26 protein-coding genes are annotated in these 25,083 nt (G+C 61.9%); 15 read left to right on the top strand and 11 right to left on the bottom strand.

Annotated elements, in window-relative coordinates; genetic code table 11:
• Positions 1–15: 15 nt before the first annotated feature.
• Positions 16–1,629, top strand: a complete 1,614-nt coding sequence (locus RRX38_RS20865) for a hypothetical protein (RefSeq protein WP_315960512.1) — start codon at positions 16–18, stop codon at positions 1,627–1,629.
• 43 nt (positions 1,630–1,672) lie between these two features.
• Here RRX38_RS20865 and RRX38_RS20860 read toward each other — a convergent pair whose 3' ends face one another.
• Positions 1,673–2,125 carry a flavodoxin gene (locus RRX38_RS20860; RefSeq protein ID WP_315960511.1) on the bottom strand — a complete coding sequence of 151 codons (453 nt, stop codon included), beginning with the start codon at positions 2,123–2,125 and terminating at the stop codon, positions 1,673–1,675.
• A gap of 199 nt (positions 2,126–2,324) precedes the next feature.
• Here RRX38_RS20860 and RRX38_RS20855 point away from each other — a divergent pair, with 199 nt between their 5' ends.
• From RRX38_RS20855 to RRX38_RS20825, 7 genes are all read left to right on the top strand, one after another.
• Positions 2,325–2,930, top strand: a complete 606-nt coding sequence (locus RRX38_RS20855; protein WP_295471422.1) for a hypothetical protein — start codon at positions 2,325–2,327, stop codon at positions 2,928–2,930.
• Between the two features lie 176 nt (positions 2,931–3,106).
• Positions 3,107–3,676 (top strand): antibiotic biosynthesis monooxygenase, encoded by a 570-nt coding sequence (locus RRX38_RS20850; RefSeq protein WP_295471424.1) that lies wholly within the window; start codon positions 3,107–3,109, stop codon positions 3,674–3,676.
• Positions 3,677–3,852: 176 nt separating this feature from the next.
• Positions 3,853–4,563: a dihydromonapterin reductase gene (gene folM / locus RRX38_RS20845; protein WP_315960510.1), complete on the top strand. Its 711-nt coding sequence runs from the start codon at positions 3,853–3,855 to the stop codon at positions 4,561–4,563.
• 20 nt (positions 4,564–4,583) lie between these two features.
• On the top strand, positions 4,584–5,147 hold the full coding sequence (gene folE, locus RRX38_RS20840) for a GTP cyclohydrolase I FolE (RefSeq protein WP_315960509.1): 564 nt from the start codon (positions 4,584–4,586) through the stop codon (positions 5,145–5,147).
• On the top strand, positions 5,147–5,518 hold the full coding sequence (gene folX, locus RRX38_RS20835) for a dihydroneopterin triphosphate 2'-epimerase (RefSeq protein ID WP_315960508.1): 372 nt from the start codon (positions 5,147–5,149) through the stop codon (positions 5,516–5,518). Before folE ends, folX begins: the two co-directional genes overlap by 1 nt.
• Positions 5,519–5,548: 30 nt before the next feature.
• Positions 5,549–5,845, top strand: coding sequence for a DUF1244 domain-containing protein (locus RRX38_RS20830; protein WP_295471432.1), 297 nt, complete (start codon positions 5,549–5,551; stop codon positions 5,843–5,845).
• Positions 5,838–6,179, top strand: coding sequence for a HopJ type III effector protein (locus tag RRX38_RS20825; protein WP_315960507.1), 342 nt, complete (start codon positions 5,838–5,840; stop codon positions 6,177–6,179). Before RRX38_RS20830 ends, RRX38_RS20825 begins: the two co-directional genes overlap by 8 nt.
• Positions 6,180–6,248: 69 nt before the next feature.
• Here RRX38_RS20825 and trxB read toward each other — a convergent pair whose 3' ends face one another.
• Both trxB and RRX38_RS20815 read right to left on the bottom strand, forming a co-directional pair.
• The gene (gene trxB / locus RRX38_RS20820; protein WP_315960506.1) at positions 6,249–7,211 is read right to left on the bottom strand and encodes a thioredoxin-disulfide reductase; all 963 of its coding nucleotides are present in this window, start codon (positions 7,209–7,211) and stop codon (positions 6,249–6,251) included.
• Between the two features lie 122 nt (positions 7,212–7,333).
• Positions 7,334–7,933 carry a peroxiredoxin gene (locus RRX38_RS20815; RefSeq protein WP_295471438.1) on the bottom strand — a complete coding sequence of 200 codons (600 nt, stop codon included), beginning with the start codon at positions 7,931–7,933 and terminating at the stop codon, positions 7,334–7,336.
• Positions 7,934–8,353: 420 nt separating this feature from the next.
• Here RRX38_RS20815 and cysZ point away from each other — a divergent pair, with 420 nt between their 5' ends.
• Together cysZ and RRX38_RS20805 are read left to right on the top strand one after the other, a co-directional pair.
• A complete protein-coding gene (gene cysZ, locus RRX38_RS20810) occupies positions 8,354–9,109 on the top strand; it encodes a sulfate transporter CysZ (protein ID WP_315960505.1) in 756 nt (251 codons plus the stop codon).
• Between the two features lie 331 nt (positions 9,110–9,440).
• Positions 9,441–9,935, top strand: coding sequence for a hypothetical protein (locus RRX38_RS20805; protein ID WP_315960504.1), 495 nt, complete (start codon positions 9,441–9,443; stop codon positions 9,933–9,935).
• A 12-nt stretch (positions 9,936–9,947) separates the two neighbouring features.
• Here RRX38_RS20805 and RRX38_RS20800 read toward each other — a convergent pair whose 3' ends face one another.
• On the bottom strand, positions 9,948–10,310 hold the full coding sequence (locus RRX38_RS20800; protein ID WP_315962717.1) for a flagellar protein FlhE: 363 nt from the start codon (positions 10,308–10,310) through the stop codon (positions 9,948–9,950).
• A gap of 342 nt (positions 10,311–10,652) precedes the next feature.
• On the opposite strand from RRX38_RS20800, the gene RRX38_RS20795 reads away from it, so the two are divergent.
• The gene (locus tag RRX38_RS20795) at positions 10,653–11,825 is read left to right on the top strand and encodes a glycosyltransferase family 1 protein (protein WP_315960503.1); all 1,173 of its coding nucleotides are present in this window, start codon (positions 10,653–10,655) and stop codon (positions 11,823–11,825) included.
• A gap of 39 nt (positions 11,826–11,864) precedes the next feature.
• Here RRX38_RS20795 and RRX38_RS20790 read toward each other — a convergent pair whose 3' ends face one another.
• Together RRX38_RS20790 and RRX38_RS20785 are read right to left on the bottom strand one after the other, a co-directional pair.
• Positions 11,865–12,347: a glutathione peroxidase gene (locus RRX38_RS20790; protein ID WP_315960502.1), complete on the bottom strand. Its 483-nt coding sequence runs from the start codon at positions 12,345–12,347 to the stop codon at positions 11,865–11,867.
• Between the two features lie 198 nt (positions 12,348–12,545).
• Positions 12,546–13,031: a peptidylprolyl isomerase gene (locus RRX38_RS20785; protein ID WP_295471447.1), complete on the bottom strand. Its 486-nt coding sequence runs from the start codon at positions 13,029–13,031 to the stop codon at positions 12,546–12,548.
• Positions 13,032–13,120: 89 nt separating this feature from the next.
• Here RRX38_RS20785 and RRX38_RS20780 point away from each other — a divergent pair, with 89 nt between their 5' ends.
• From RRX38_RS20780 to RRX38_RS20770, 3 genes are all read left to right on the top strand, one after another.
• Positions 13,121–13,351 (top strand): DUF3565 domain-containing protein, encoded by a 231-nt coding sequence (locus RRX38_RS20780; RefSeq protein WP_410524839.1) that lies wholly within the window; start codon positions 13,121–13,123, stop codon positions 13,349–13,351.
• A gap of 88 nt (positions 13,352–13,439) precedes the next feature.
• Positions 13,440–15,530 (top strand): phosphate acetyltransferase, encoded by a 2,091-nt coding sequence (gene pta / locus RRX38_RS20775; RefSeq protein WP_295471449.1) that lies wholly within the window; start codon positions 13,440–13,442, stop codon positions 15,528–15,530.
• 58 nt (positions 15,531–15,588) lie between these two features.
• Complete coding sequence (locus tag RRX38_RS20770; RefSeq protein WP_315960501.1) at positions 15,589–16,491, top strand: acyltransferase; 903 nt, start codon at positions 15,589–15,591, stop codon at positions 16,489–16,491.
• A gap of 63 nt (positions 16,492–16,554) precedes the next feature.
• On the opposite strand, the gene RRX38_RS20765 is transcribed toward RRX38_RS20770, so the two are convergent.
• Positions 16,555–17,265, bottom strand: a complete 711-nt coding sequence (locus tag RRX38_RS20765) for an OmpA family protein (RefSeq protein ID WP_295471453.1) — start codon at positions 17,263–17,265, stop codon at positions 16,555–16,557.
• A gap of 444 nt (positions 17,266–17,709) precedes the next feature.
• Between RRX38_RS20765 and RRX38_RS20760 the strand changes: the two genes are divergently transcribed.
• Positions 17,710–18,879, top strand: a complete 1,170-nt coding sequence (locus tag RRX38_RS20760) for an HD-GYP domain-containing protein (RefSeq protein WP_315960500.1) — start codon at positions 17,710–17,712, stop codon at positions 18,877–18,879.
• A 26-nt stretch (positions 18,880–18,905) separates the two neighbouring features.
• On the opposite strand, the gene RRX38_RS20755 is transcribed toward RRX38_RS20760, so the two are convergent.
• From RRX38_RS20755 to RRX38_RS20740, 4 genes are all read right to left on the bottom strand, one after another.
• Positions 18,906–20,270, bottom strand: coding sequence for a DUF1329 domain-containing protein (locus RRX38_RS20755; protein WP_295471456.1), 1,365 nt, complete (start codon positions 20,268–20,270; stop codon positions 18,906–18,908).
• A 25-nt stretch (positions 20,271–20,295) separates the two neighbouring features.
• Positions 20,296–22,233: a DUF1302 domain-containing protein gene (locus RRX38_RS20750; protein WP_295471458.1), complete on the bottom strand. Its 1,938-nt coding sequence runs from the start codon at positions 22,231–22,233 to the stop codon at positions 20,296–20,298.
• 345 nt (positions 22,234–22,578) lie between these two features.
• Positions 22,579–24,261, bottom strand: a complete 1,683-nt coding sequence (locus RRX38_RS20745; RefSeq protein WP_315960498.1) for a fatty acid--CoA ligase — start codon at positions 24,259–24,261, stop codon at positions 22,579–22,581.
• A 146-nt stretch (positions 24,262–24,407) separates the two neighbouring features.
• Complete coding sequence (locus tag RRX38_RS20740; protein WP_295471462.1) at positions 24,408–25,037, bottom strand: LysE family translocator; 630 nt, start codon at positions 25,035–25,037, stop codon at positions 24,408–24,410.
• Positions 25,038–25,083 lie beyond the last annotated feature (46 nt).

Here is a 25,083-nt window from a genome sequence, read left to right as displayed (position 1 = left end):
AGAGGTGGGTTCAATATGATTCACGACATCAAAGCCTTAAGTGTAAGCCTTCCGATTACGCGACCTGCCCAGACTACGACCGCCACTGCCGTCCAGTACATAGAGCCACTTGCCAATCCATCCTACGATGGCCTGTCTCTCATGGCTCAACACTTGAGCAGAGCCGCCAGCAGCTCATGGGCCAACCACCCTGCCCCGTCGCTCCAACAAGCCAGGCTAGAGTCCGCCCGCCTGCTGGCCCCGCTGACCGATGAAACCTATCGTCTGAACAAGTCCGTCCATGACTCAGAGATACCCGCGACCCAGGACCGTGAGTGGCTGGAGCGTGCGCGACAGGCCACGGGCTTCCTTGAGGGTCGGGCGGGCAATCCCTTTCACGAGCTGTCCCGACCTCAATTGGCTTTGATCAGCTGGGACGACAGCCAAACCTTTACCATCAATGAGCGCCGGGCCGCCTGGCTGACTCTCAAGGGCCGCCAGGATGCCCAACAGCATCGCTTCGCCGCCGATGCCCAGAAAGAGCTGGCAACCACCGGCCGGGTCGAAAACACCTTGAAGCAGGCCTTGACCCACTACCGGCAACTGTCGGTCATGGAACAGGCACAACACCCGGAAGGCTACATCGAAAGGCTTGAGAAGGCATTGGCACAAGCGGCAGGTTCAGAAGGTGCAAAACGCGCGCATCTGGATACCCCTGCCCGGCTGGAGGCGCTGTTGCTGTTCAACACCGACGCGGCAGGGAAGACCGCCACTGCCAGCGATGAGGTGTTGAGTGTCCCCCAAACGAAAGACACGCCGGGCTACAAAACCCTGGTCGAGCGGCTGTATGGGAAATTCGAACATCCGGTGATGGATACCAACAGGCCTCGACGCTTTGAAGACATAGGACGCGGCTTCAACGATTACCTGACTCAAGCAGACCGCTTTCTATTCGCTCGATTCTACGAGTATGCGCAAGAGCAGGGCGCGGAACTGCAGTACGTCGACAGGCTGGCCTGGGAACTCGGGGAATACCGGAGCCTGAGCCATGGCCGAACCTTGATCAACCAGAACGACGGCACGTCCCGTGATCAGAACGGTCATCGCCTGACATTCAGCTACACCCCTGAAAATGCAGAGATCATCAACCGTATCCGTAGCAGCGAAGCGTTCAAGACGACGCTTCTGGATACCCGCTTTCTGGAATTCGCTTTCGACCCCGGCTTTCGTCCCTTCAGCAACGGCAGCGACAAGCGCTTCCTGGAGCAGATGGTCACACGCTTTTCGGCCCAAGGCAGTAAGGACTATGCTCTGGACGCCCGCTTCGCGCACTACGATCACGACCCCAAGACCAAAGACAAGATCGTGCACCGCTCAAGCCATGCCGAACGGTCACCACGTTGGGAGCCCATGTTCGTCAGCACCAAAGACGGCTGGGCCATTACCGCCAAGGGCAAGGCCGCCGGCTTCGGGCTGGACCCAGTGAGCGGCGGGCTGGTGATTCACACACCGAGCGCCATGCCTGCACCGAAGACGGACGAGAACATGGCAGGCTGGGTGCAGCAGCGTGTCAAAAAAGCCAGCCTGCTGCACCCTTTCATGATGATGGTGGCCAAGTACAAGGCCCAAGGGCGGGTCCGCAGGCCGTAAGGGCTCCGAGCCCTTCACGGCAGGGTCTGCCTGCCCGGATGGCTCAGGCCAGCTGTTGCATCCACTGCGCCAGCCAAGGCTCGGCGTCGGTGTCGGGAGTGACGGTTTCGCTGGCATCCAGGCGCAGCATGTCCTGCAGCTCGTTGACGCCCAGTTCGCCGAACAGCTCGCGCAGTTGCTCGCCGCCGCCGCAGAAGGTGTCGTCGTAGCTGCTGTCACCCAGAGCAATGACCCCGCCCGGCAAGCCGCGCAGCGCCGCAGGCAATTCGTCGCGCAGCTGGTAGAACAGCGGCTGCAGGTTATCGGGCAGCTCGCCCATGCCGGTGCTCGACGTGACGCCCAGCAAGGCCTGGGGGGCGAATGCCAGCAGTTCGGCCTGGGTCAGGCGGATGTTGCAAAGCACCTCGTGGCCTGCATTGCGCAGCAAACCGCTGGCGTGGCGGGCAACGTCTTCCGCCGCACCGAAGACAGAACCGCAAAGAATGGCAATTTTCATAACTTGTCCCATGGCCCGGTAAAAATTCGGGCATTATGCTCCATTGCGCTTGCAGGCTCGTCAACTCGGGATGAAATGACGAGACGTAGGCGCCAACGATTGCGCCACTCTGAACAAAACCGACCAGCGGTCAGAACTCGACCGGGAATTTATGGTCACTTTCAGTAATTACGGACCGGTCCGAGCCCAGATGTCTGCCATGCAAGCTGACTCCCTACTTACCCAGGACGAACTGGATTTCATCCTGGACATGCAGCACAACCCCAAACTCAACGTGCGTGACAACACGCAGCAGATGAGCGTGAACGGGGGTGAGCGCATCCAGCGGTTGCTGGCGCGTCTGGCTGCGCATGAGCAGGTGACCATCCAGGCGCAGTTCAACAATCAGCAGATGACCTTCCCGTTGCAACTGGTGGAAGACGAATTCCATGCCCAGCATCTGGAACTGGGCACTCCCAGCATCTATGAAGACGGCCCGCAGGTTCGCCCTTGGCGCCTTGCCCTGCCCGCCCCCGTGCCACTGGAAAACTTGCGTGGCGCCCGCACGGCCCTCTGGGTTCATGACATCTCCTTCAAGGGTGTCCTGCTGGAATATCGCCGCCCCGGCACTCCGCCACAGCGATTCTCGGCCTGGCTGCGTCCTGCCGGAAGAAAGTCCATCGCCCTGCGCGGGCGCTTCGAGCGCCTGACCGACCAGGGCCTGGCGGCCTACCGGTTGAGCCAGAATGACCCGCTGGAAGCCGAGAACCTGCGCCAGTACCTGCTCGACGAGCACCGCAAGGCCAACCCCTCGCTTTACGCCTGACCCCTTTGGCGCGCCTGCACGACGCCAGGCGGTCGGATTATCTGGACTGTTCCCAGTTTTCAGGAATAATCCTTGCTTGCTTCATCACCTGAAGCAGCCACGGCACCACCATCCCCGGTGCCGTGCCCTGCGGGCATCCTTATCCAGGAGGCCTGTGCACCGCTTGGAGATACACAATGTCTACCGCACCTGTCACCTTGATGGTGGCTCGCCGTGTCACCCACGGCCGCTACCAGGACCTTATCGCCTGGCTGCATGAAGGCGAACGGCTGGCCACCGACTTTCCCGGCTACCTGGGCTCTGGCGTACTTGCACCGCCCCCAGGAGACGACGAATTCCAGATGATCTTCCGCTTTCGCGACGCCGAAACCCTGCACGCCTGGGAGCATTCGGCCTCAAGACGCGCCTGGCTGGTGCGTGGCAGCGGGCTGTTCGACTGCCCCTCCGAACACCGGGTCAACGGCACGGCCGGCTGGTTCGGCACCACCGACATGCGCCCCGCGCGCTGGAAGCAGTCCATCGCCATCTGGCTGGCGTTCTTTCCCGTTTCACTGCTGTTCAACTACCTGCTGGAGCCGGTGCTCGGCCAACTCGAGCTGGTTCCGCGAATCCTGTTCAGCACGCTGATTCTCACGCCGCTGATGGTCTATCTGTTCATCCCGCTGTCCACCCGCTTGCTGGCGAACTGGCTCAGAGGTGACCCGACACCCACCGCCGCCAAGGCAAAATCCTCCTCCGCGCGCTGACAACGCGCCACGTGGCCGGCCTCAAGCCCGACGGATGAGCCGGCCACCTTCCCACAAGGTTGTACAACCTTGGCCGTTGGTATAACTTTGCCAGTTACTACAGCTCCACAAGCCGTTTCCTCCACGCCTGCGAACAGACCTTTCTGGTCTGACGCGCGATTGATCGTGAGCCGTCGATGGTATCCAGCAATGCACCGATATTGATCACCGGTGCCAGTCAGCGGGTCGGCCTGCACTGTGCGCAGCGCCTGCTTGAAGAAGGCCAGCCCGTGATCGTCAGCTATCGCACCCTGCGCCCCGGCGTGGAGCAGCTGCGTGCTGCCGGTGCAGTAGCCCTGCAGGCGGACTTTTCGTCCGAGGCAGGCATCCTGGCGTTCATCGGCGAGCTCCGGCAGCACACGGCAAGCCTGCGCGCCATCGTCCACAATGCGTCGGAATGGCTCGCCGAAACACCCGGCGACGAAGCCGAAGTGTTCACCCGGATGTTCAGCATCCACATGCTGGCGCCCTACCTGATCAACCTGCACGGTGCCGAACTGCTGCAGCGCAGCCCGCAGGCGGACATCGTCCACATCAGTGACGACGTGACCCGCAAGGGCAGCAGCAAGCACATTGCGTACTGCGCCAGCAAGGCTGGCCTGGAAAGCCTGACCCTGTCGTTCGCCGCACGCCTGGCGCCGCAGGTCAAGGTCAATGGCATCGCCCCGGCGCTGGTGATGTTCCAGCCCGGTGACGACGCGGACTACCGCGCCAGGACCCTGGCCAAGTCGGCGCTGGGCATCGAGCCCGGCCCCGAGGTCGTCTACCAGAGCCTGCGCTACCTGCTCGACACCCCTTATGTAACCGGCACAACCTTGACCGTAAACGGCGGACGGCACCTAAAGTAGGCCGCCCCGAGGACCTGATGATGAGCGAACCCCTGTCACAGCAATACCGAGACATTCTCATTGGCCTGGGTGAAAACCCGGAGCGTGAAGGTCTGCTGGATACCCCGAAACGTGCCGCCAAAGCCATGCAGTACCTCTGCCACGGCTACGCGCAGAGCCTGGAGGAGATCGTCAACGGCGCACTGTTCGCTTCCGACAACGACGAGATGGTGATCGTCAAGGACATCGAACTCTACTCGCTGTGCGAGCATCACCTGCTGCCGTTCATTGGCAAGGCCCATGTGGCCTACATCCCCACCGGCAAGGTGCTGGGTCTGTCGAAGATCGCCCGGGTGGTGGACATGTTCGCCCGCCGCCTGCAGATCCAGGAAAACCTAACGCGGCAGATCGCCGAGGCGATCCAGAACGTCACCCAGGCTGCCGGCGTGGCAGTAGTCATCGAAGCGCAGCACATGTGCATGATGATGCGCGGCGTCGAGAAACAGAACTCGCTGATGAACACCTCGGTGATGCTCGGCGCCTTCCGCGAATCGAGCACAACGCGCATGGAGTTCATGCAACTGATCGGACGGAGCAAGGGCTGATGGCCAGACTTGAACCCGGTACCGCACGCATCAGGGTCAAGGACCTGCGCCTGCGGACCTTCATCGGCATCAACGAAGACGAAATCCTCAACAAGCAGGACGTGCTGATCAACCTGACGATCTGCTACCCGGCCCAAGAGGCAGTGCGTGACAACGACATCGATCACGCCCTCAACTACCGCACCATCACCAAGGCGATCATCCAGCACGTGGAGGGCAACCGCTTCGCCCTGCTCGAACGCCTGACCCAGGAGGTCCTGGACCTGGTGATGAGCTACCAGGCTGTCACCTACGCCGAAGTCGAGGTCGACAAACCCCATGCCCTGCGGTTTGCCGAGTCGGTTTCGATCACCCTGGCCGGCCACCGCTGATATCATCGCGGGCCGTTTATGGAGCCTCTCATGACCGAGCAACAACGCCTCGAACTCGAAGCCGCCGCCTTCCGCCGCCTGGTCGCGCACCTGGACAGCCGCAAGGACGTCCAGAACATCGACCTGATGAACCTGTCCGGCTTCTGCCGCAACTGCCTGTCCAAGTGGTACAAAGCCGCCGCCGACGAGCGCAGCATCGACATCAGCCTCGATGACGCCCGTGAAGTGGTCTACGGCATGCCCTACGCCGATTGGAAGTCGCTCTATCAGAAAGAAGCCAATGCCGAGCAGCTAGCGGCCTTCGCCAAGGAACCCAAGCATGACTGATCTGAACACCCTGCGCGCCAGCCTGCGCAGCGGCCAACACGCGTTCGCCGATACCCTGGCCTTCGTCGCCGAAGGTTACGACTATCAGCCCCAGGCCTTTCGTAACGGCGAGGTAGAAAACGCCGCCGGCCAGAACGAAGGCTCCTGCAAGACCCTGGGCCTGGCCCTGCTCGAAGGCCTGAGCGACGAAGAAGCCCTGCTGGCCTTCGGTGAGCACTACCGCTCGGTGCAAGCCACTCCCGAGGGCAGTGACCACGCCAATATCCGTGCGCTGATCGCCCATGGCCTGGCCGGCGTGAAATTCGCCACTCAACCCCTGACCCGCAAGGCCTGATACCTCAGGCTGTCTCGCAGGCACAAAAAAACCGGCTAAGAGCCGGTTTTTTTGTGCAACAGCCGCGACTCAGAACGAGGCGTTGGCCAGGCCGTCCAGGTAGCGCTCCACGTCCAGGGCAGCCATGCAGCCGGCGCCAGCGGAAGTGATCGCCTGGCGGTAAACGTGGTCTGCCACGTCGCCGGCGGCGAACACGCCTTCGACGTTGGTGGCGGTGGCGTTGCCTTCACGGCCGCCATGCACCACCAGGTAGCCGTCCTTGAGGTTCAGCTGGCCTTCGAACAGCGACGTGTTCGGCGTATGGCCAATGGCGATGAACACACCATCTACCTTCAGCTCATCGAAGCTGCCGTCGTTGTTCTTCAGGCGCGCACCGGTCACGCCCATGTCATCACCCAGCACTTCGTCCAGGGTGGCATTGAGCTTGAGTTCGATCTTGCCTTCGGCAACACGGGCATGCAGCTTGTCGATGAGGATCTTCTCGGCGCGGAAGGTATCGCGACGGTGTACCAGGGTCACCTTGCTGGCGATGTTGGCCAGGTACAGGGCTTCTTCCACGGCGGTGTTGCCGCCGCCAACCACGGCCACTGGCTTGTTGCGATAGAAGAAACCGTCGCAGGTCGCGCAGGCCGAAACACCCTTGCCCATGAAAGCCTCTTCCGAAGGCAGGCCCAGGTAGCGGGCGCTGGCGCCGGTGGCGATGATCAGTGCGTCGCAGGTGTAGGTGCCGCTGTCGCCCTTGAGGCTGAACGGTTTGCCGGCCAGGTCCACGGAGTTGATGTGGTCGAAGACGATCTCGGTTTCGAAGCGCTCGGCGTGCTCACGCATCCGCTCCATCAGCGCAGGACCGGTCAGCCCGTGCGGATCGCCAGGCCAGTTGTCCACCTCGGTGGTGGTGGTCAGCTGACCACCCGCCTGCATGCCGGTGATCAGCAGAGGCTTGAGGTTGGCACGGGCGGCGTAGACCGCCGCACTGTAACCGGCAGGGCCGGAGCCGAGAATAATCACTCGGGAATGGCGTACATCGGACATGACACACTCCTGGCGACCGGCCAATCACGCGGGGGTCGCAACGTTTCGAAAATGACGGCCGATGCACAGGTGCAGCGGCCAGGAAGTCGGTTGGCCACGGCGAGCGCCGTGGCCTGGCAGCCTTACAGGCTGGTGGCGTTGGACGCCAGGTAATCGGCGACGCCCTTGGCATCGGCCTTCATGCCTTTCTGGCCTGGACGCCAGCCGGCTGGGCAGACTTCGCCGTGTTCTTCGGTGAACTGCAGCGCTTCGACCAGACGCACCATCTCGTCGACGTCACGACCCAGTGGCAGGTTGTTGACCACCTGGTGCTGTACCACACCGGATTTGTCGATCAGGAACGAAGCACGCAGCGCTACGCCAGCATCGTGTTCGATGCCGTAGGCGCGGGTGATTTCGTGCTTGACGTCGGCGACCATGGTGAACTCGACTTCGCCGATACCGCCCTTCTCGACCGGGGTGCTGCGCCAGGCGTGGTGGGTGAACTGCGAGTCGATGGAAACGCCGACCACTTCAACGCCCAGCTCACGGAAGCGGGCCATGCGGTTGTTGTGGGCGATGATTTCCGAAGGGCACACGAAGGTGAAATCCAGCGGCCAGAAGAACAGCACCACGTATTTGCCGCGCAGCGAAGACAGCTTGAAGCTGTCGACGATGGAACCGTCGCCAAGTACGGCGGCTGCATCAAAATCAGGGGCCTGTTTGTTTACCAGTACGCTCATGAATGGACTCCAGTCAGAAATGGAAAGGATAGGTGAGGAAAAGGATCGCCAGCCTATCCGGGGAGGGCAGATTAAGGAAATTTCGTTTCACAATCCACCTCATAGACTGCACCTATTCAGAAAAGCTCCAGAGCCACTACTCTACGCCAGCGCCGATTGTCACGCGACCGCCTTCCAGTCCGACATGCTCTTGTTTAACCGCACCGTGCCAGGTCCTGGCGGGGGGAAGCGGCCTTGGCCGCAATACAGTTCAGACCGGGGGAGCGAGCCTGCTCGAAGAGACCGGCGAAGCCCATGCACTTGCCGTGAACGTGACACAGCTTTAGCGAGCAAGCTCCAACGTTCTAACTGACCGGCATGCTCTTTAACCGCCCCGGCAAAGCCGGTAAGGTCGGCTCGTCTCTTTCATCGGAAGCTGCCATGCCGACACACGCCCTCTCAGGCCCGCAATACCTCTCCGAAGGCCTGAAACTGATCCTCAGCCCAGGCCTGCGCCTGTTCGTGCTGCTGCCCCTGAGCATCAACCTGCTATTGTTCGGCGGCCTGGTGTACCTGGCGGTGCACCAGTTCGGCCTGTGGGTCGACACTTTCATGCCGACCCTGCCGCACTGGCTGAGTTTCCTCAGCTACATCCTCTGGCCGCTGTTCGTGCTGCTGGTGCTGCTGATGGTGTTCTTCACCTTCACCATGCTGGCCAACGTCATCGCCGCGCCCTTCAACGGCTTTCTGTCGGAAAAGGTCGAAGCCGTAGTGCGCGGCGTCGATACCTCGCCCCCTTTCAGCTGGGGCGAACTGCTGGCGATGATCCCGCGCACCCTGAGCCGCGAGGCCCGCAAGCTGGGCTACATGCTGCCCCGGGTGATCGGCCTGTTCATCCTGTCGTTCATCCCGGTGGTCAACCTGGTGGCCACACCGCTGTGGCTGTTGTTCGGCGTATGGATGATGGCCATCCAGTACATCGACTACCCCGCCGACAACCACAAGATGAGCTGGCAGGACATGCTCGCCTGGCTGCGCAGCAAACGCTGGGCCTGCCTGAGCTTCGGCGGCTGCGTATACGCCGCATTGCTGATTCCGTTCGTGAATATCCTGATGATGCCGGCGGCGGTGGCGGGCGCGACATTGTTCTGGGTGAGGGAGCGTACTGAAGGAGAAATTCTCCAGCAGCGCACCTGACGACGCAGGAGCCGCTCGAGCGTCCAAGCGCTGAAGCCAGTCCAGTATTAAAATGCTGCCTTCAGCGCTTCAACAGTTACATCCAAACAAGAAAGCGGCAACCGATGACCTGACTGGCAAAAGCTTGCCGTCATCATCACCAACATCTCTTGTAAGACTCTTCCGAAAAGACTAATTACAAAACCGAATCTTGACACTTCATCACACTTTTCAAATTCGATCTTTTACCTGGCACCGACCTTGCTCATGCTGTGAAACTCATTTCAAGTAAATGAAACCCGAGGCCTTAAGTGCGCCTCAGCACCCACACTATGAAAATCGGAAAGGCGCCATGACCACAGACGATACTACGCTGCTGCCCAACGTCACCTGCTTGGGACCTCGCGCAAAAAAGCCGACTGTCGCAAAGACAGGTATTCCAACCTCCCCATTTGCCAACCTTTTGCAGGCGGCAGAAGGAAAATATAAAACCGCTGAGACCAACAGCACTCGCGGCAGTGCGCAACGCCAATGGCTGATGGAAAAAGCCAACCGAAGCCCCCAGGAGGCGGCTGAACTCGCGCATGGGTATGCCTATCACTCGTTGAACGGTCAGGGTATCGACCTGACCGATTATCCGGTCATTCGCTACTGCGCGACTGGGGAAATCGTCACGGACGAGTCCAGCAGTGGGTTCGAGTCGTACTTTAAACACATGCAACTACAGCGCTCGGCGCTCTACGAATCAGAACTTCTGAAAGGCACACCGCCCGCGCAGATTCTAGAAAAAATTCTAGATTTCAATGACTCACAGCCAAAACGGTTTCGTGACATGGCTAACTGGTGAGCCGCGCAAGCGCTACCAGTTGACGGTCAGTTGAGCCTGTTGACCGGCTACAGGCACCAAGCCGGACGGCGACATTCTGATGGTGAAGTAGAGCGGCTGCCTGGCCGGACGTCCTGCGAAGAAACGGGTAGAACCTGAACGCTGGCGAGACACATCCAGGCAGTGGCCCACCTCAATACAAAGGCTGACCTGCAAATAGTTCGGCCAACCTACGACATTCCAGGTCCAACTGACGTCAGAAATAACAGCCCCGGCCGCGGGTCGTGCCATAACGGGAACAACCGCCTTATACAAATACCCTTTCGAGTGAACCGTCGGCAATATTACCGAGGCGCTGTAATTGGCCGCCTGCGCAGAACTTAGGCTTCCTAGCATCAAAAAACTCAAAATCGAGACCAAGCCAATCCACTTCGACCTTCTACGATCAAATCTCATTCAAAACTTTTCAAAATAACAAGTCAGGACAAAACATCTGAAAATACAGACATTCATCTATGTTCAAGTCATTAAACTTGAGCCACCGACGTTATTCAGAAAGTTACTTCTATCAACACCCAAATGAGGGAATTCGTAGATCTCAGAAGTTTCTTACGAACACCTCGGAACCAAACGGGCAGCCTCATTACAAAAAGCCCATAGTTCCAGCCCGCGCAAGCATCACAAACCCGTCACAAAACCCTCACGCAACGGCAATCTGCGGCCTCGACACTGGGGTTCATGAGCACATTCCTGCATGTCACCCTGGTCACCGAAACCTATGCCCCCGAGATCAATGGCGTGGCCAATACCCTCGGGCGCCTGTGTGAGGGCTTGCGTCAGCGGGGTCACAAGGTGGAGTTGGTGCGGCCACGGCAGAACGGCGAGGCGGCGCCTGCCGTGCCGGAGGAGCTGATGCTCTGCCGTGGCTGGCCGATTCCCGGCTACCCGGGCCTGCAGTGGGGCCAGACCTCCATGCACAAGCTGCTCAGGCGCTGGCAACGGCGGCGCCCCGATGTGCTGTACATCGCCACCGAAGGGCCGCTGGGCCTGGCGGCATTGCGCGCGGCGCGGCGTCTGGGCATTGCGGTGATCAGCGGCTTCCACACCAACTTTCCGCAATACACCCAGCAGTACGGCATGGGTTTCATCACCCGCCTGCTGACCCATTACCTGCGCTGGTTCCATAACCGCTCACGTTTCACTCTGGTGCCCAGCGTCAGCCAGAAACTCGAACTGGAACGGCGAGGCTTCGAGCGCATCGAGCTGTTGTCACGCGGCGTCGACAGCCAGCTGTTCAATCCCAGCCGCCGCTCTCAGGCGCTGCGCGCCAGTTGGGGGGTGGGCGACGACGAGATTGCCGTGCTGCATGTCGGTCGGCTGGCGGCGGAAAAGAACCTGAGCCTGCTCAAGACCTGTTTCGAAGCGCTGCAGCACAGCTATCCGCAGCAGCGTCTGCGACTGGTGATAGTCGGCGACGGACCGCAACGCAACGCCTTGGAACAACAACTGCCCAATGCGGTGTTCTGCGGCTCGCAACGCGGCGAGGTGCTGGCCAGCCACTACGCCTCGGGAGACCTGTTCCTGTTCCCCAGCCTCACCGAAACCTTCGGCAACGTGGTTCTGGAGGCCCTGGCCTCTGGACTGGCAGTGGTGGCCTACGATGAGGCAGCCGCTGGCCAGCACATTCGCCATGGCCATAACGGTGCGCTGGCCATGCCAGGCGATGCCGAGGCGTTCATCGACGCGGCACGCTGGCTGCTGGAAGACAGCGAAACGCTGCGCCGGGTCAGGCTCAACGCACGCCAACATGCCAGCCGCCAGGGCTGGAACCTCATCATCGATCAGTTCGAACGGCAATTGCGGGAGGTCTGCCCGCAGGAGGTCGGGCTACCGGTCAAGTCGCTGTCCTGAGCCAGCGGCCCCGGCAGCGACAAGCTTCAGCCCGCGAGATCAGGCCAGCGCTTTTTCGATGGCCTGGATGACCGCCGGATCGTCCGGCAGGGTACGCGGCGAAAACCGCGAGATGACCGCACCGTTGCGGGCCACCAGAAACTTCTCGAAGTTCCAGGTGATATCACCGGGAAACTCGGCGCCCTCACCGGCCAGCAGACGGTACAACGGATGGCGATGCGCGCCGTTGACTTCCAGCTTCTCGCCCATGGGAAAGGTCACCCCGTAGTTCAAGGAGCAGAACGACTGGATCTCGGCTTCGGACCCCGGCTCCTGACCGGCAAACTGGTTGCACGGCAGGCCCAGAACCACGAAGCCCTTGTCCTTGTAGCGCTGGTAGAGCGACTCGAGCGCTGCATACTGTGGCGTGAGGCCACACTTGGAGGCCACGTTGACCACCAGCACCACCTTGTCCTTGAACGGCGCCAGGGGCAGCGGCTGCCCATCGAGCCCTTGAAGGGTCATTTCATGAAACGCACTCATCGGTCACCCCCTTGTACAGTCCGTCACGGGCGTCATTGCCAGCCCGCCTCCCGACCAACCCTCGGCAGTACCGCAAAAAAAAGCGCCCGGCGGCCTGCCTGAAAGCAGGACCACCCGGACGCCTCAGGGCTGCGCGGTTTCGACAGGAAGGCCGAATCCGTAACAGCCGCTGCGGTCACCTGAGCTTAGCAGCCCGGATCAATGATGATGGCCACCTTCGCCATGGACGTGGCCATGGGCAACTTCTTCATCGCTGGCGTCACGGATGTTTACGACCTTGACCTTGAAGTTCAGGCGCTGGCCAGCCAGCGGGTGGTTGCCGTCGACGGTCACGTCGTCGCCGTCCAGGTCGCGGATGGTGACGATCTGCATCTGGCCGTCTGGCGCGGAGGCATGGAACTGCATGCCGACTTCCAGCTCGTCGACACCTTCGAACATGCTGCGGTTCAGGGTGCTGACCAGCTCGGCGGAGTATTCGCCGTAGGCATCTTCCGGCTCGATGGAAACGCTCAGCTCGTCACCGACGTCCTTGCCTTCCAGGGCCTTTTCCAGACCCGGGATGATGTTGCTGGCGCCATGCAGGTAGACCAGCGGCGCGCCGCCGGACGAGCTGTCGATGACCTCACCAGCATCGTTGGTCAGGGTATAGTCAATGGAGACAGCCTTTTTGGCAGCGATAGGCATGGGGACAAGACCTTTGCTTGATATGAATGAACGCCCAAGTCTAACCAAGCCATGCCGCGAAAGCTAACGGAACACCGACAGGTGAATCCATGAACACGACACCGCACATCACCACACTGACCGGCTGGCGCCAGGACGAAGAAGGCCATTGGGTCGCCATACTGTCTTGCGGCCATACCCAGCATCTGCGCCACCAGCCACCCTGGCAATCCCGGGCCTGGGTGCTGGACCCCGGGCAGCGGGCGAAAAAAATCGGCCTGCCGTTTCACTGCGGATGGTGCGCACAGCCCCCCGATGGCGATAGTCTTGGCGCTTCGTGAAGCGCCGCGACAGACGGCGCCGACTCACTCACCGGTCACGGTCCGTTCTTGTGCCACGACCCTTGCACTGCTCAATTCGGAAGCCCGCATGCAGACTTTTTTCATCGCGCCCACGGATTTCGGCGTTGGCCTGACCTCCATCAGCCTCGGCCTGGTTCGTACACTGGAACACGCCGGGCTCAAGGTCGGCTTCTTCAAGCCCATCGCCCAGCCTCACCCGGGCGATACCGGGCCGGAACGTTCTACCGAACTGGTGGCACGCACGCATGGCCTGAAGCCACCCAGTCCGCTGGCGCTGTCCCATGTAGAGCGCATGCTCGGCGAGGGTGAGCTCGATGAACTACTCGAAGAAATCGTGCGCCTGTATCAACAGGCCGCCGCCGGCAACGACGTGGTGATCGTCGAAGGCATGGTCCCTACCCGCCACGCCAGCTATGCGGCGCGGGTCAACCTGCACCTGGCCAAGAGCCTGGATGCCGAGGTGATCCTGGTTTCGGCACCGGAAAACGAAGTACTCACCGAGTTGTCCGGGCGCGTGGAACTGCAGGCGCAGATGTTCGGCGGCCCCAAGGACCCGAAGGTGCTGGGGGTGATCCTCAACAAGGTGCGCACCGAAGAGAGCATGCAGGACTTCGCCGCGCGGCTTAAGGAACACTCGCCACTGCTGCGCAGCGGCGACTTCCGCCTGCTGGGCTGCATCCCCTACCAGGCCGACCTGAATGCCCCGCGCACCCGCGATGTAGCCGAGCTGATGGACGCCCAGGTGCTCAACGCCGGCGACTATGAACAGCGGCGCATGACCAAGATCATCATCTGCGCACGCACCCTGGTGAACACGGTGCATCTGCTCAAGCCGGGCGTGCTGGTGGTAACCCCAGGCGACCGTGACGACATCATCCTCGCGGTCAGCCTGGCGACCATGAACGGCGTACCGCTGGCCGGCCTGCTGCTGACCAGCGACATCTCGCCCGACCCACGCATCATGGAACTGTGCCGGGGCGCCCTGCAGGCCGGCCTGCCCGTGCTGGCCGTGAATACCGGCACCTATGACACGGCCAACCGCCTCAACCAGCTGAACAAGGAAATCCCCATCGACGACCGCGAGCGAGCCGAGATCATCACCGATTTCGTCGCCGGCCACCTGGACGCCGAATGGCTGCACCAGCGTTGCGGCACACCGCGAGAGCTGCGCCTGTCGCCTGCGGTATTCCGTTACCAGCTGATCCAGCGGGCCCAGGCCAGCCAGAAGCGCATCGTCCTGCCCGAAGGCGCCGAGCCGCTGATCATCCAGGCCGCCGCCATCTGCCAGGCGCGCGGCATCGCCCGCTGCGTTCTGCTGGCCAAGCCGGAGGAAGTCCACGCCGTGGCCAAGGCTCAGGCCATCGTGCTGCCGCCGGGCCTGGAAATCCTCGACCCGGACCTGATCCGCCAGCGCTATGTCGAACCCATGGTCAAACTGCGCAAGAGCAAAAGCCTCAATGCGCCGATGGCCGAGCAGCAACTGGAAGACCCGGTGGTGATCGGCACCATGATGCTGGCCCTGGATGAAGTCGACGGGCTGGTTTCGGGCCTGGTGCACTCCATGGCCAACACCATTCGCCCGGCCTTGCAGCTGATCAAGACAGCGCCGGGTTGCAGCCTGGTGTCTTCGGTGTTCTTCATGCTGTTTCCCGAGCAGGTGCTGGTGTACGGCGACTGCATCATGAACCCGCACCCCAGTGCGGCCGAGCTGGCGGAAATTGCCCTGCAGAGCGCCGACTCGGCCGAGACGTTCGGCATCACCCCGCGGGTGGCGATGATCAGCTACTCCAGCGGCCATGCGGACAACGACGAGGAAGTGGAGAAAGTCCGCGAGGCCACGCAGCAGGCCCGTGAAGCACGCCGGGGGCTGTTGATCGATGGTCCATTGCAGTACGATGCCGCCGCCAACGAGAATGACGCCCGCCAACTGGCGCCGCACAGCCAGGTGGCCGGTCGCGCAACGGTATTCGTGTTCCCCGACCTGAACACCGGCAACACCACCTACAAGGCGGTGCAGCGCAGCGCCGACTGCGTCACCCTTGGCCCGATGCTGCAGGGCCTGCGCAAGCCGGTGAACGACCTGCCACGCGGTGCCCAGGTCGACGATATCGTGCACACCATCGCCCTGACCGCGATTCAAGCCGACACATTGCTCTGATAAACAGGGGGTGCCGATCGGTCCCGGCCCCCCATTTCACCTGGAGTTATTCCCTGCCATGGCTTTCCTGCCTGCTCCCCTGCGCGGCGTCCTCGCCTCGCTGTTGCTGGGGCTCAATACGCTCGCGTGCTGCCTGCCGCTGTTCGTGGTGACACTGCTCAAGCTGTGCCTGCCCTTCAAGGCTGCGCAGCGCCTGTTCGACGCGATCATGAATCTGATCCAGAAAACCTGGATCGGCAACAACAATGCCTGGATCCGCCTGCTGAGCGGCACCCGCTGGCACATCACCGGCCTGGAGCAACTCGATTACCAGCACTCCTACCTGGTGACCAGCAACCACCAGAGCTGGGTGGACATCATGGTGCTGCAATACCTGCTGAACCGACGTATCCGCCCCCTGAAATTCTTCCTCAAGCAGGAACTGATCTGGGTGCCGGTGATCGGCCTGGCCTGGTGGGCGCTGGGCTTTCCGTTCATGAAGCGCTACTCCAAGGCCTACCTGGCCAAGCACCCGGAAAAGCGTGGCAAGGACCTGGAAACCACACGCCGCACCTGCGCGCGTTTTCGCGACAAGCCTGTGGCGATCTTCAACTTCGCCGAAGGCACACGCTTCACCCCGGAAAAGCATGCCGAGCAGCAATCGCCGTTTCACCACCTGCTCAAGCCCAAGGCCGGTGGTATCGCCTTTGTGCTGGATGCGATGGGCGAGCAGCTGGAATCGATCGTCAACGTGACCCTGCACTATCCCAAAGGACGGCCGGGCTACTGGGACCTGCTGTGCGGCCGGGTCGGCCAGGTGGTGGCACACTTCGAGGAGGTACGCATTCCGGCCGGGTTCATCGGCAAGAGCTATGACCAGGACCCGGACTATCGCCAGGCCTTCCAGGCCTGGATCAACGAGGCGTGGGAAGAGAAGGATCGCCTGCTGGAGCAGATGCAGGCGCAGTACGGCGAGCGCTGAACACTGCGGTATCACGCAAAAAAGGGCGGCCAGTGGCCGCCCCTTTTTTTGCATTCCGGTCGCTTACTGCTGGTACTGATCGTACTGCTGGCCCGGAATCGGCTTGAGGTTGACCTCGACACGGCGGTTCTGCGCGCGGCCGTTCACATCGGCGTTGCTGGCGATTGGCGAATCGGGGCCGGCGCCGCGTACCGACAGGTGGGTCGGATCGACGCCCTGGGACGTCAGGTAGGTCGCCACGCTCTGCGCACGCTGCTGGGACAGGTCCATGTTGTGCTGGCGGCTGCCAGTGCTGTCGGTATAGCCGACGATCTCGATGTTGTTCTGGTTGAACTGCTTGAGTGACGAGGCGAGATTGTTCAGCGGCGCATAGAAGCTGCTGGCAATCGCCGAAGAGTCGGTGGCGAAGGTGATGTTGCCCGGCATGATGAGCTTGATCTGGTCACCCTGGCGCTGCACCTCGACACCCGTGTTGGCCATCTTGGCACGCAGCGCGGCCTCCTGGCGGTCGGCGTAGTAGCCATAACCGGCGGATGCCGCACCGGCTACGGCAGCACCGATCAGGGCGCCTTTGCCGCGGTGGTTGTGATCGATGGCGGCGCCGGCCACGGCACCGGCCAGGGCGCCCAGCCCGCCATATTTGGCGGTGCGGCTCATGCCCTGCTGTTCCTGGCCGCCATATCCCCCCTGGTTGTCATAGGGATTGGGCGATGCGCAGCCGGCCAGCAAGGCCACGGCAGTGGCTGCGATGATCAGACGGGGCGTGGTCAACATGAAATGCTCCTGGTTTTCTACGAACGCTTTATTGCCCGTTGGAACGCAAAGACGGCAATTAATTCCGGCCTCAGGCCAGTTGCCGCAGCCGCCGAAAGCTGACCCGAACGGCCTGCGTAACTCGATGCAGGGTGATCATAGTGCCCGCGGCGAAGGGTGGAAGATGTTCGTCGATGAAATATTTTTCACCGCTTTTTGGCGCCATATATCCGCAACTTTACAAGTCGTTGATTGGCGAAGACAAAGCCGGGACAGCAAGGTTTTGACGTTTTCACGCTGTCATTCCCAGTAACGAACTTCCCTCTATACTGGCAAAAAGCGATCACCCATTCGCTTGCGCTGTTCATCGTTCAGACGCCAGAACAGGCTCGGACGATGTCGCTTTACCCATCTACTGCACCATGCGGCAAAGGACGCCCGTACGAACAAACAGGGTGACCCGACATGCTAAGAAAAATAATGGTGTCCGAACTCGCGTTAGGGATGCACATTCACGAATTCTGCCGCCCCTGGGACGACGATCCTTTCTGGATCGCCCAGATCGAATCCCAATTGAACGACACACAGGTGCTGCAGCGTATTCGCCACTCGGGCCTGCGCGAGCTGTGGATCGATATCAGTCGCGGCAAGGCGCCCGATGCTCCGCCAGCTGGCGATACGGCGCCGACCAGCCTGGAAAAGGAGCTGCAGCGCGCCCGGCAGATCTGCGGCCGGGCCAGGCAGTTGGTGATGGCCATGTTCGACGAGGCCAAGATGGGCCGCGCGATGAATGTCGAAGATATCGGGCTGCTGGTCGACGAAATCGCCAGTTCGATCATGCGCCACCCCCATGCACTGATCAGCCTGTCACGGCTCAAGAACTCCGACGAATACACCTACATGCATTCGGTGGCAGTCTGCGCGCTGATGGTCGCCCTTGCCCGGCGCATGGGCCTTGACGAAGAACAGGTGCGCGATGCGGGCGTCGCCGGCCTGATGCACGACGTGGGCAAGATGATGATGAACCCGGAGATTCTCAACAAACCCGGGCGCCTGACCGATGACGAGTTCCAGGCCATGAAGTCCCACCCTGAGGCCGGGCTGAAGATCCTTCAGGAAACCTGCCGGGTGACCCGTGCCGTGCTGGACGTATGCCTGCACCATCACGAGAAATTCGATGGCAGCGGCTATCCCCATGGTCTGGCCGGCGACGAGATCAGCATCTTCGCCAGGATGGGTGCGGTCTGCGACGTGTATGACGCGGTGACCTCCGACCGGCCCTACAAGAAAGCCTGGTGCGCGGCCCGGGCCATCCGGGAGATGGCCGGCTGGAAAGGCCACTTCGACGACCAGGTGTTCCAGCACTTCGTCAAGACCGTGGGTATCTACCCGATCGGTGCCCTGGTGCGCCTGGAAAGCGAACGCCTGGCGGTGGTCATGGAACAGAGCGAGCACTCGCTGCTCACGCCACGGGTCAAGGTCATCATGTCGGCACGCACCCGGCGCCCGCTCGAACACCGCACCCTGCACCTGGGCAAGGCCCAGGACACGGACAGCATCGTCAGGATCGAGTCACCCGAGCAATGGGGTATCGAGAACTACAATGAACTCTGGGCCGGAGCCTGCGCCGTCTGAACCGACGGCGCGGGCTCGCTCAACCTTCAGCGCACGCCTTCCTGGCGCAGGGCATTAGGGGTGAAATCACTGCTGCTGGCATTGAAGTCGAACTCGTAGGCACGCGCCTCCTCGTTCTTCATGCCCAGTGCCATGTAGCGCCCCGACTGCAGGTCGTAGAGGGTTTCGATCACGTACCACGGCACCTGCTTGTCGTAGTAGTTGACCGAGTGGGCCTCGGCCACCCGCCACAGCTGGCCGCGACCATCGTAGTGGTCGATCACCGCTGCCTGCCAGGTGTCTTCGTCGATGAAGAAGTCGCGCTTGGCATAGATATGCCGCTGGCCAGACTTGAGGGTGGCGGTCACGTGCCAGACACGGCGCAACTCGTAGCGAGTCAGGTCCTGGTTGATGTGCCCGGCCTTGATGACGTCGTCGTACTTGAGCGAGGTGTCGTCGAGCTTGTGGCTGTTGGAGGCGATGTACATCTCCTGCTTGCCCACCAGTTTCCAGTCGTAGCGATCCGGAGCGCCGTTGTACATGTCGAGGTTGTCGGAGGTACGGGTGCCGTCCGACGCGGTGCCCGGCCCGTCGTAGGACACTTCCGGGGCGCGGCGTACGCGACGCTGGCCGGCGTTGTAGACCCACGCCGAACGCGGTTCCTTGACCTGGTCGATGGTTTCATGGACCAGCAACACACCACCAGCCAGGCGTGCCGGCGCGGTGACCTGCTGCTTGAAGTAGAACAGGATGTTTCCGGGATTCTTCGGGTCGTAGTCCTTCATACGGTCGCGGAACACGAACTGATCGCTGAACTTGACGATGGAATACGAACCGTTGGGTTGCGGTGTGGCCTGGGTAACCAGGCGCTTGACCGTACCGCCGCGATAGCGGGTGATGTGGTTCCAGATCACCTCCACGCCATTGGCCGGAATCGGGAACGGGATGGCGGTCTCGAAGTTCTCCAGGCCGTTGCCACCGGCTACCAGCCGGGCATTCACCGCGTTGCGCTTGATGGCGGCCAGCACGCTGTCCGGCACGGTCGCCCCGCGATGCCCTGGATACACCGGGATCCGGTAGCTTTGCGGGTAGCGCTTGAACATCGCGTACTGTCCCGGCGCCAGCTTGTCCTTGTACTGCTCCACATTGCTCGCGGTAATGATGAACAGCGGCTTCTCGCTGGCATACGGGTTGGCGAGGAACCCCTTGCTGTCCACTGCCCCGGCATTCTTCGGCATCGGACTCCAGGCCGGAATGCTGTTATCGGCATTGCCGGCCTTCTCCGCGCCCATGGGCGTCAGCGCCGCCCCCAGTTTTGCCGCCTCGGATTCCGACACCGCTGCCATCACCCCACTGGCCAGCATCGACAGACCCAGTACACCGGCTCGCAACAGACCCTTGGTCATATTCATGTTCGTCGTCCTGAAAAACCGATTATTAGAAGTTCACGCCAAAGCTCAGCGCCACGAAGTCGCGGTCATCGACCGTCGTGTACTTGCCATCGAAGAAGTTGGTGTAGGAAAGGCTCGCGGTGTAGGTGTTCTGGTACTCGGCATCCAGCCCGAGACTGACGGCCTTGCGACCTTCTTCGAAGTTGCCGCCAGGGCCTGGGGAATACCCCTTCACGTCATGCGACCAGGCCACGCTGGGCCGCAGATTGACCCCAGCGAAGACGTTGTTGTAGTCCCAGATGGCGCGTGCGCGATAGCCCCAGGAATCGCTGGTGGTGAAGCCGTCGTTCTCGCAGTAGCGGCTCAGGTTGTTCTGCGCCGCGCCGGTCAGGGTCCCGGCGTTGAGCGCCACGCACTGCCCGCCGGGCAGTGGGCCTGGACCATAGACCGGATCACGGCCGTAGCGGATCTTGGAGGTGCTTTCCAGGCCACCGACGTGGGTCCAGCCGATTTCACCCACCAGGGTCATGCGCTCGGCGCCCATCACCTGGTCGAAGAAGTGCGTGAAGGTGGTCTGCAGCTGGGTGATTTCCTTGCGCCGGTAGCCCTGCTGATCGGTATTGGGCAGGCCGGTGAGTACCGAGACGTTGGGGTTCAACGGCGACAGGCCGGAATACAGGATGTCAGTGGTGTTGATCTGCACCGGCGCGTTGGGCCGGTAGCTGATCTCGCCGCTCCACGCCGTGCCGGTGGGCAGCGTGGTGGAGAAACTCAGGCCGTAGAGGCGGATGTCTTCGGGGTACTCCACGTAGTAGCTGGAGTTGCCGGCCACCACGACAGGCAGCAGGGTCGGCGCCAACGCGGTGGCGGTGGCCGCCGGGATGCCGTTGCGCACCAGAGAACCGACCAGGCCTGCCGGGCTGAAGGCCGACGCCGGCGCGCCACGGCCGCTGAAGATCGGCGCACGGCTGTGGTAATTCATCATGTAGGCGCCGAACTCGGTGTTCAGCGGTGCGAAGTTGTAGCGCATGGCGAAGCCGAACTGGCCGCTGTCCCGCGCATCACGATCCGGGCCGCGACGCACGATGGCGCCTTCATCCGGCGAGCCGAACAGCACGCCCTGCTGCGCCAGGGAGTTGAACACCGCGCCACGGGCCGCTGCCGGCAGGCCGGCGCCGGCCAGGGCTGCGTTGAGGCCCTGCTGGTTGCGCAACACCGCCAGGTTGTTGTTGCAGCCATCGGCAATGACGTCTGGCTGGGAGAAGAAGGTGCCGCAGTTGTCCACCACTGTCTGGTCCCACTCCAGCTGGTAGAAACCTTCGACCGACAGGTCCTGGGTAATGCCCTGGGACAGGTAGAACATGTTGACCGGAATCAGCCCTTCCTTGACCTCGGAGCCTGGCCGGCGGAACGCGGAAACGTCGATGGGGTTGACGCTATTGATACCGCCACCGATGAAGGTGCTCTCGCCCCAGCTGATGACCTGCTTGCCGAAGCGCACGTTGCCCGGCTCGTCACCGATCGAGTAGCGGTGGTAGATGAAGGCATCGAGCAGCTGCGCACCGGACGATTTGGCGCCTTCCTTGCGGTTGGCGTCGCTGATGTCCTTGAACGGCCGTCCTTCGTCCTTGAGTTCGAAGTCGTACCAGTACTTGCCGCGCAGGAACACGCCGGTATCGCCGTACTTGAGTTCCAGGTCGTGGATGCCCTTGAAGACCTTGGAAAAGGTCTCGCCACGCTTGAAGTTCAGGTGGCTGTCGTCTGAGGTCTGCGACAGGCCACGGCCGCCGTTGTTGGCACCGATCAGGTTCTTGTTGGGACTGGCAGTGGACCAGCTGGCGCCGATCGACAGCGACGAGTCGAAGCTGCCTTCCACCTCACCGATGTTGAAACTGACACCGAAGGCGGGGCCGGCGAGAGACGATGCGAGACTGACCGCCAGGGGCAACCGGGCCCGGCGCCAGAAAGGAATTGCTGTAGTCATTTAAGCTACTCCATGTGCTTTTATTTTTATGGCAGACGGGACGCTCGAATACGACTCGATCGATCAAGTGAAACCGAGTGGCGACGCTTGGAAGATGCGACGTGTGCTCCAACACGACGCAGCGCACGGTGCCAGGTCCCTGTGCCGACTATAGCCAGCAGTCTGTATCGCTCCTTTTAAAATTGTAAGCATGCGTTACAACGTCAGACGTTCTGGCCAGCCCACTGCTGCCCGACCGCGTGACAGGCACGGGGGGAGGATGGCTGGTTTTGACGAATTGGCAAGCCTCGGGGCCGGCCGGTACACAGAGCAATCCGCCATGCCCGGGGGCATGGCGGCGAGACCTCACAGATGGGACAACAACGCGCTGTTACTGCTTTGCCACTCGGCGATGTCCAGGCGCATGCGCTTTTTGTCCAGCTTGCCGACACTGGTCTTGGGTATTTCGCTGACCACGGCGATCTGCTGCGGGATCGCCCACTTGTTGATGTGCCCCTGCTCGACGAATGGCGTGAGGTGCACCTTGAGCGCCGCCGCATCGAGCCGCTGCCCTTCATGTGGCACGATCAGCGCGAAAGGCCGCTCGCCCCATTGCGGGTCGGGGATGCCGACCACCGCCACCTCGCGCACTGCCGGGTGCCGGCTGCACAGGTCTTCCAGGGCCAGGGACGACAACCACTCGCCGCCGGTCTTGATCACATCCTTGATACGGTCACGGATGTCGATGAAGCCCAGGCCGTCGAGGGTCGCCACATCACCGGTATGCAGCCAGCCACCGGCCCACAGTTCTCGGCCCTTTTCCGGCTCACGGAAATAGCTTTCGGTCAGCCACGGCGCGCGCAACACCAGCTCTCCCTGGGTCTGGCCATCGGCCGGCAGGAAGTTGCCTTGCGTATCGACGATGGCTGCCTCCACCAGCATGCCGGGCACGCCGGCCTTGATCCGGTAGCGAATGCGTTCGTCGTCGCTGCTGCTCAGCAGTTCCTCGCACATGTGCGCCACGGAGATCAGCGGCCCGGTTTCCGACATGCCGTAGGCGGCAGTGAGGTGGATGCCCTTGGCCTTGGCCGCCAGGTACAGGCTGCGGTTCAGCGAGCTGCCGCCAATGATGATCTTCCAGCCGCCGAAGTCCTTGTCCTTGGCCGACTTGGCGTTGAGCAGCATCTGCAGGATGGTGGGTACGCAGTGCGAGAAGGTGACCTTTTCCCGTTCCCACAGCTGTACCAGCATTTCCGGGTCGTAACGACCCGGGTAGACCTGCTTGATGCCCAGCATGGTTGCCGCATACGGCATGCCCCAGGCATGCACGTGGAACATCGGGGTGATCGGCATGTAGACATCATCGGCACCCAGCAGCCGCTCGCTTTCGACGCTGCCCATGATGGTCGCCACGCCCAGGGTGTGCAGCACCAGCTGCCGGTGGGTGAAGTACACGCCCTTGGGATTGCCGGTGGTGCCGGTGGTGTAGAAGGTGGTGGCGACCGAGTGCTCGTCGAAGTCCGGAAAGTCGTACTCGGGACTGGCCGCCGCCAGCAGCGCCTCGTATTCACCGAGCAGGCCGGGCAGCTCTGCGGGCTGTTCGGGGGTGTCGGTGAGCAGCAGGGTCTTCTGTACCGTGGTCAGGTGCCCGGCGATGCCGTTGTACAGCGCCGCGAACTCGCCGTTGACCAGCACGAAGCGGTCTTCGGCGTGGTTCATGGTGTAGACGATCTGCTCCGGGGACAGGCGCACGTTGATGGTGTGCACCACGGCGCCGATCATGGGGATGGCGAACATGCATTCCAGGTAGCGATGGCTGTCCCAGTCCATGACCGCCACGGTGTCGCCGGCCTTGACTCCCGCCTCGCTCAGGACGTTGGCCAGCCGTCGCACCCGTTCATTGAGGGTGGGGTAGGTATAGCGGACTGCGTCGCGGTAAACGATCTCGCGGGTTCTTTCATAGCGGCTGCCGGAAACCAGCAGGCTTTTGATCAACAGTGGATACCGGTAGGCGCCTTCGGCCGGCGCCAGAACGCGAGTCTGCAACATAAGAGTCCCTTTCCAGAGTTCACAGGCGAAGCTCAACTATGGACGCAGCAGGGCGCTCTCGCCAGTGGCATCGGGCAAAGCACGGGCAGGCAGGCAGACGGCGGAAAAAAACCGGCGCAGCCATTGCCCGGCGCGCCGCATTGGCTTCAGTTGGCCTGGGTGAACGCCAGTTTCACGCCCAGGGCAACCAGTACGCCACCCATCGCGCGATCGAACCAGTGGCCCATACGTGCGAAGCCGGCACGTACCCGCGCCTGGCTGAACAAGCGCGCCACCAGGCAGAACCACAGCGCCGTGGCGGCGGCGAGGTACAGGCCATAGCCGGCTTGCACCATCAGCGGGGTATGCGGGTCGATGACCACGGTGAACAGCGACAGGAAAAACAGCGTGGCCTTGGGGTTCAGGCCGTTGGTCACGAAGCCGCTGACGTACGCACCACGCGCCGAGCGCTCGACACTCGCGGCCTCGGGCTCCTGGGCGCGCGCCTCGGCCGGCCGGGCACGCAGGGCCTTGATGCCGATGTACAGCAGATAGGCGGCGGCCGCCCATTTCAGCGCATTGAACAATACGATGGACTGGGAAACGATGATGCCGATGCCCAGCAGCGAGTAACCGACGTGCAGGAAGATCGCCGAACCGACTCCGAGCGCGGCCCAGGTCCCGGCCTTGCGGCCATGCGCCACGCTTTCACGCACCACCACGGCGAAGTCCGGCCCCGGACTGGCCACGGCGAGCAGGTGAATCAAGGCGACAGTGAGAAACTCGGCCCAGTACATGGTGCGCTCCAGCGAGGCAGATCGACAAAAACCGCCTCGGCGACGG

Source organism: Pseudomonas sp. DTU_2021_1001937_2_SI_NGA_ILE_001, assembly GCF_032463525.1.
In the GTDB taxonomy this organism is placed as follows: domain Bacteria; phylum Pseudomonadota; class Gammaproteobacteria; order Pseudomonadales; family Pseudomonadaceae; genus Aquipseudomonas.
This window is presented reverse-complemented; position numbering and strand designations above follow the sequence as displayed.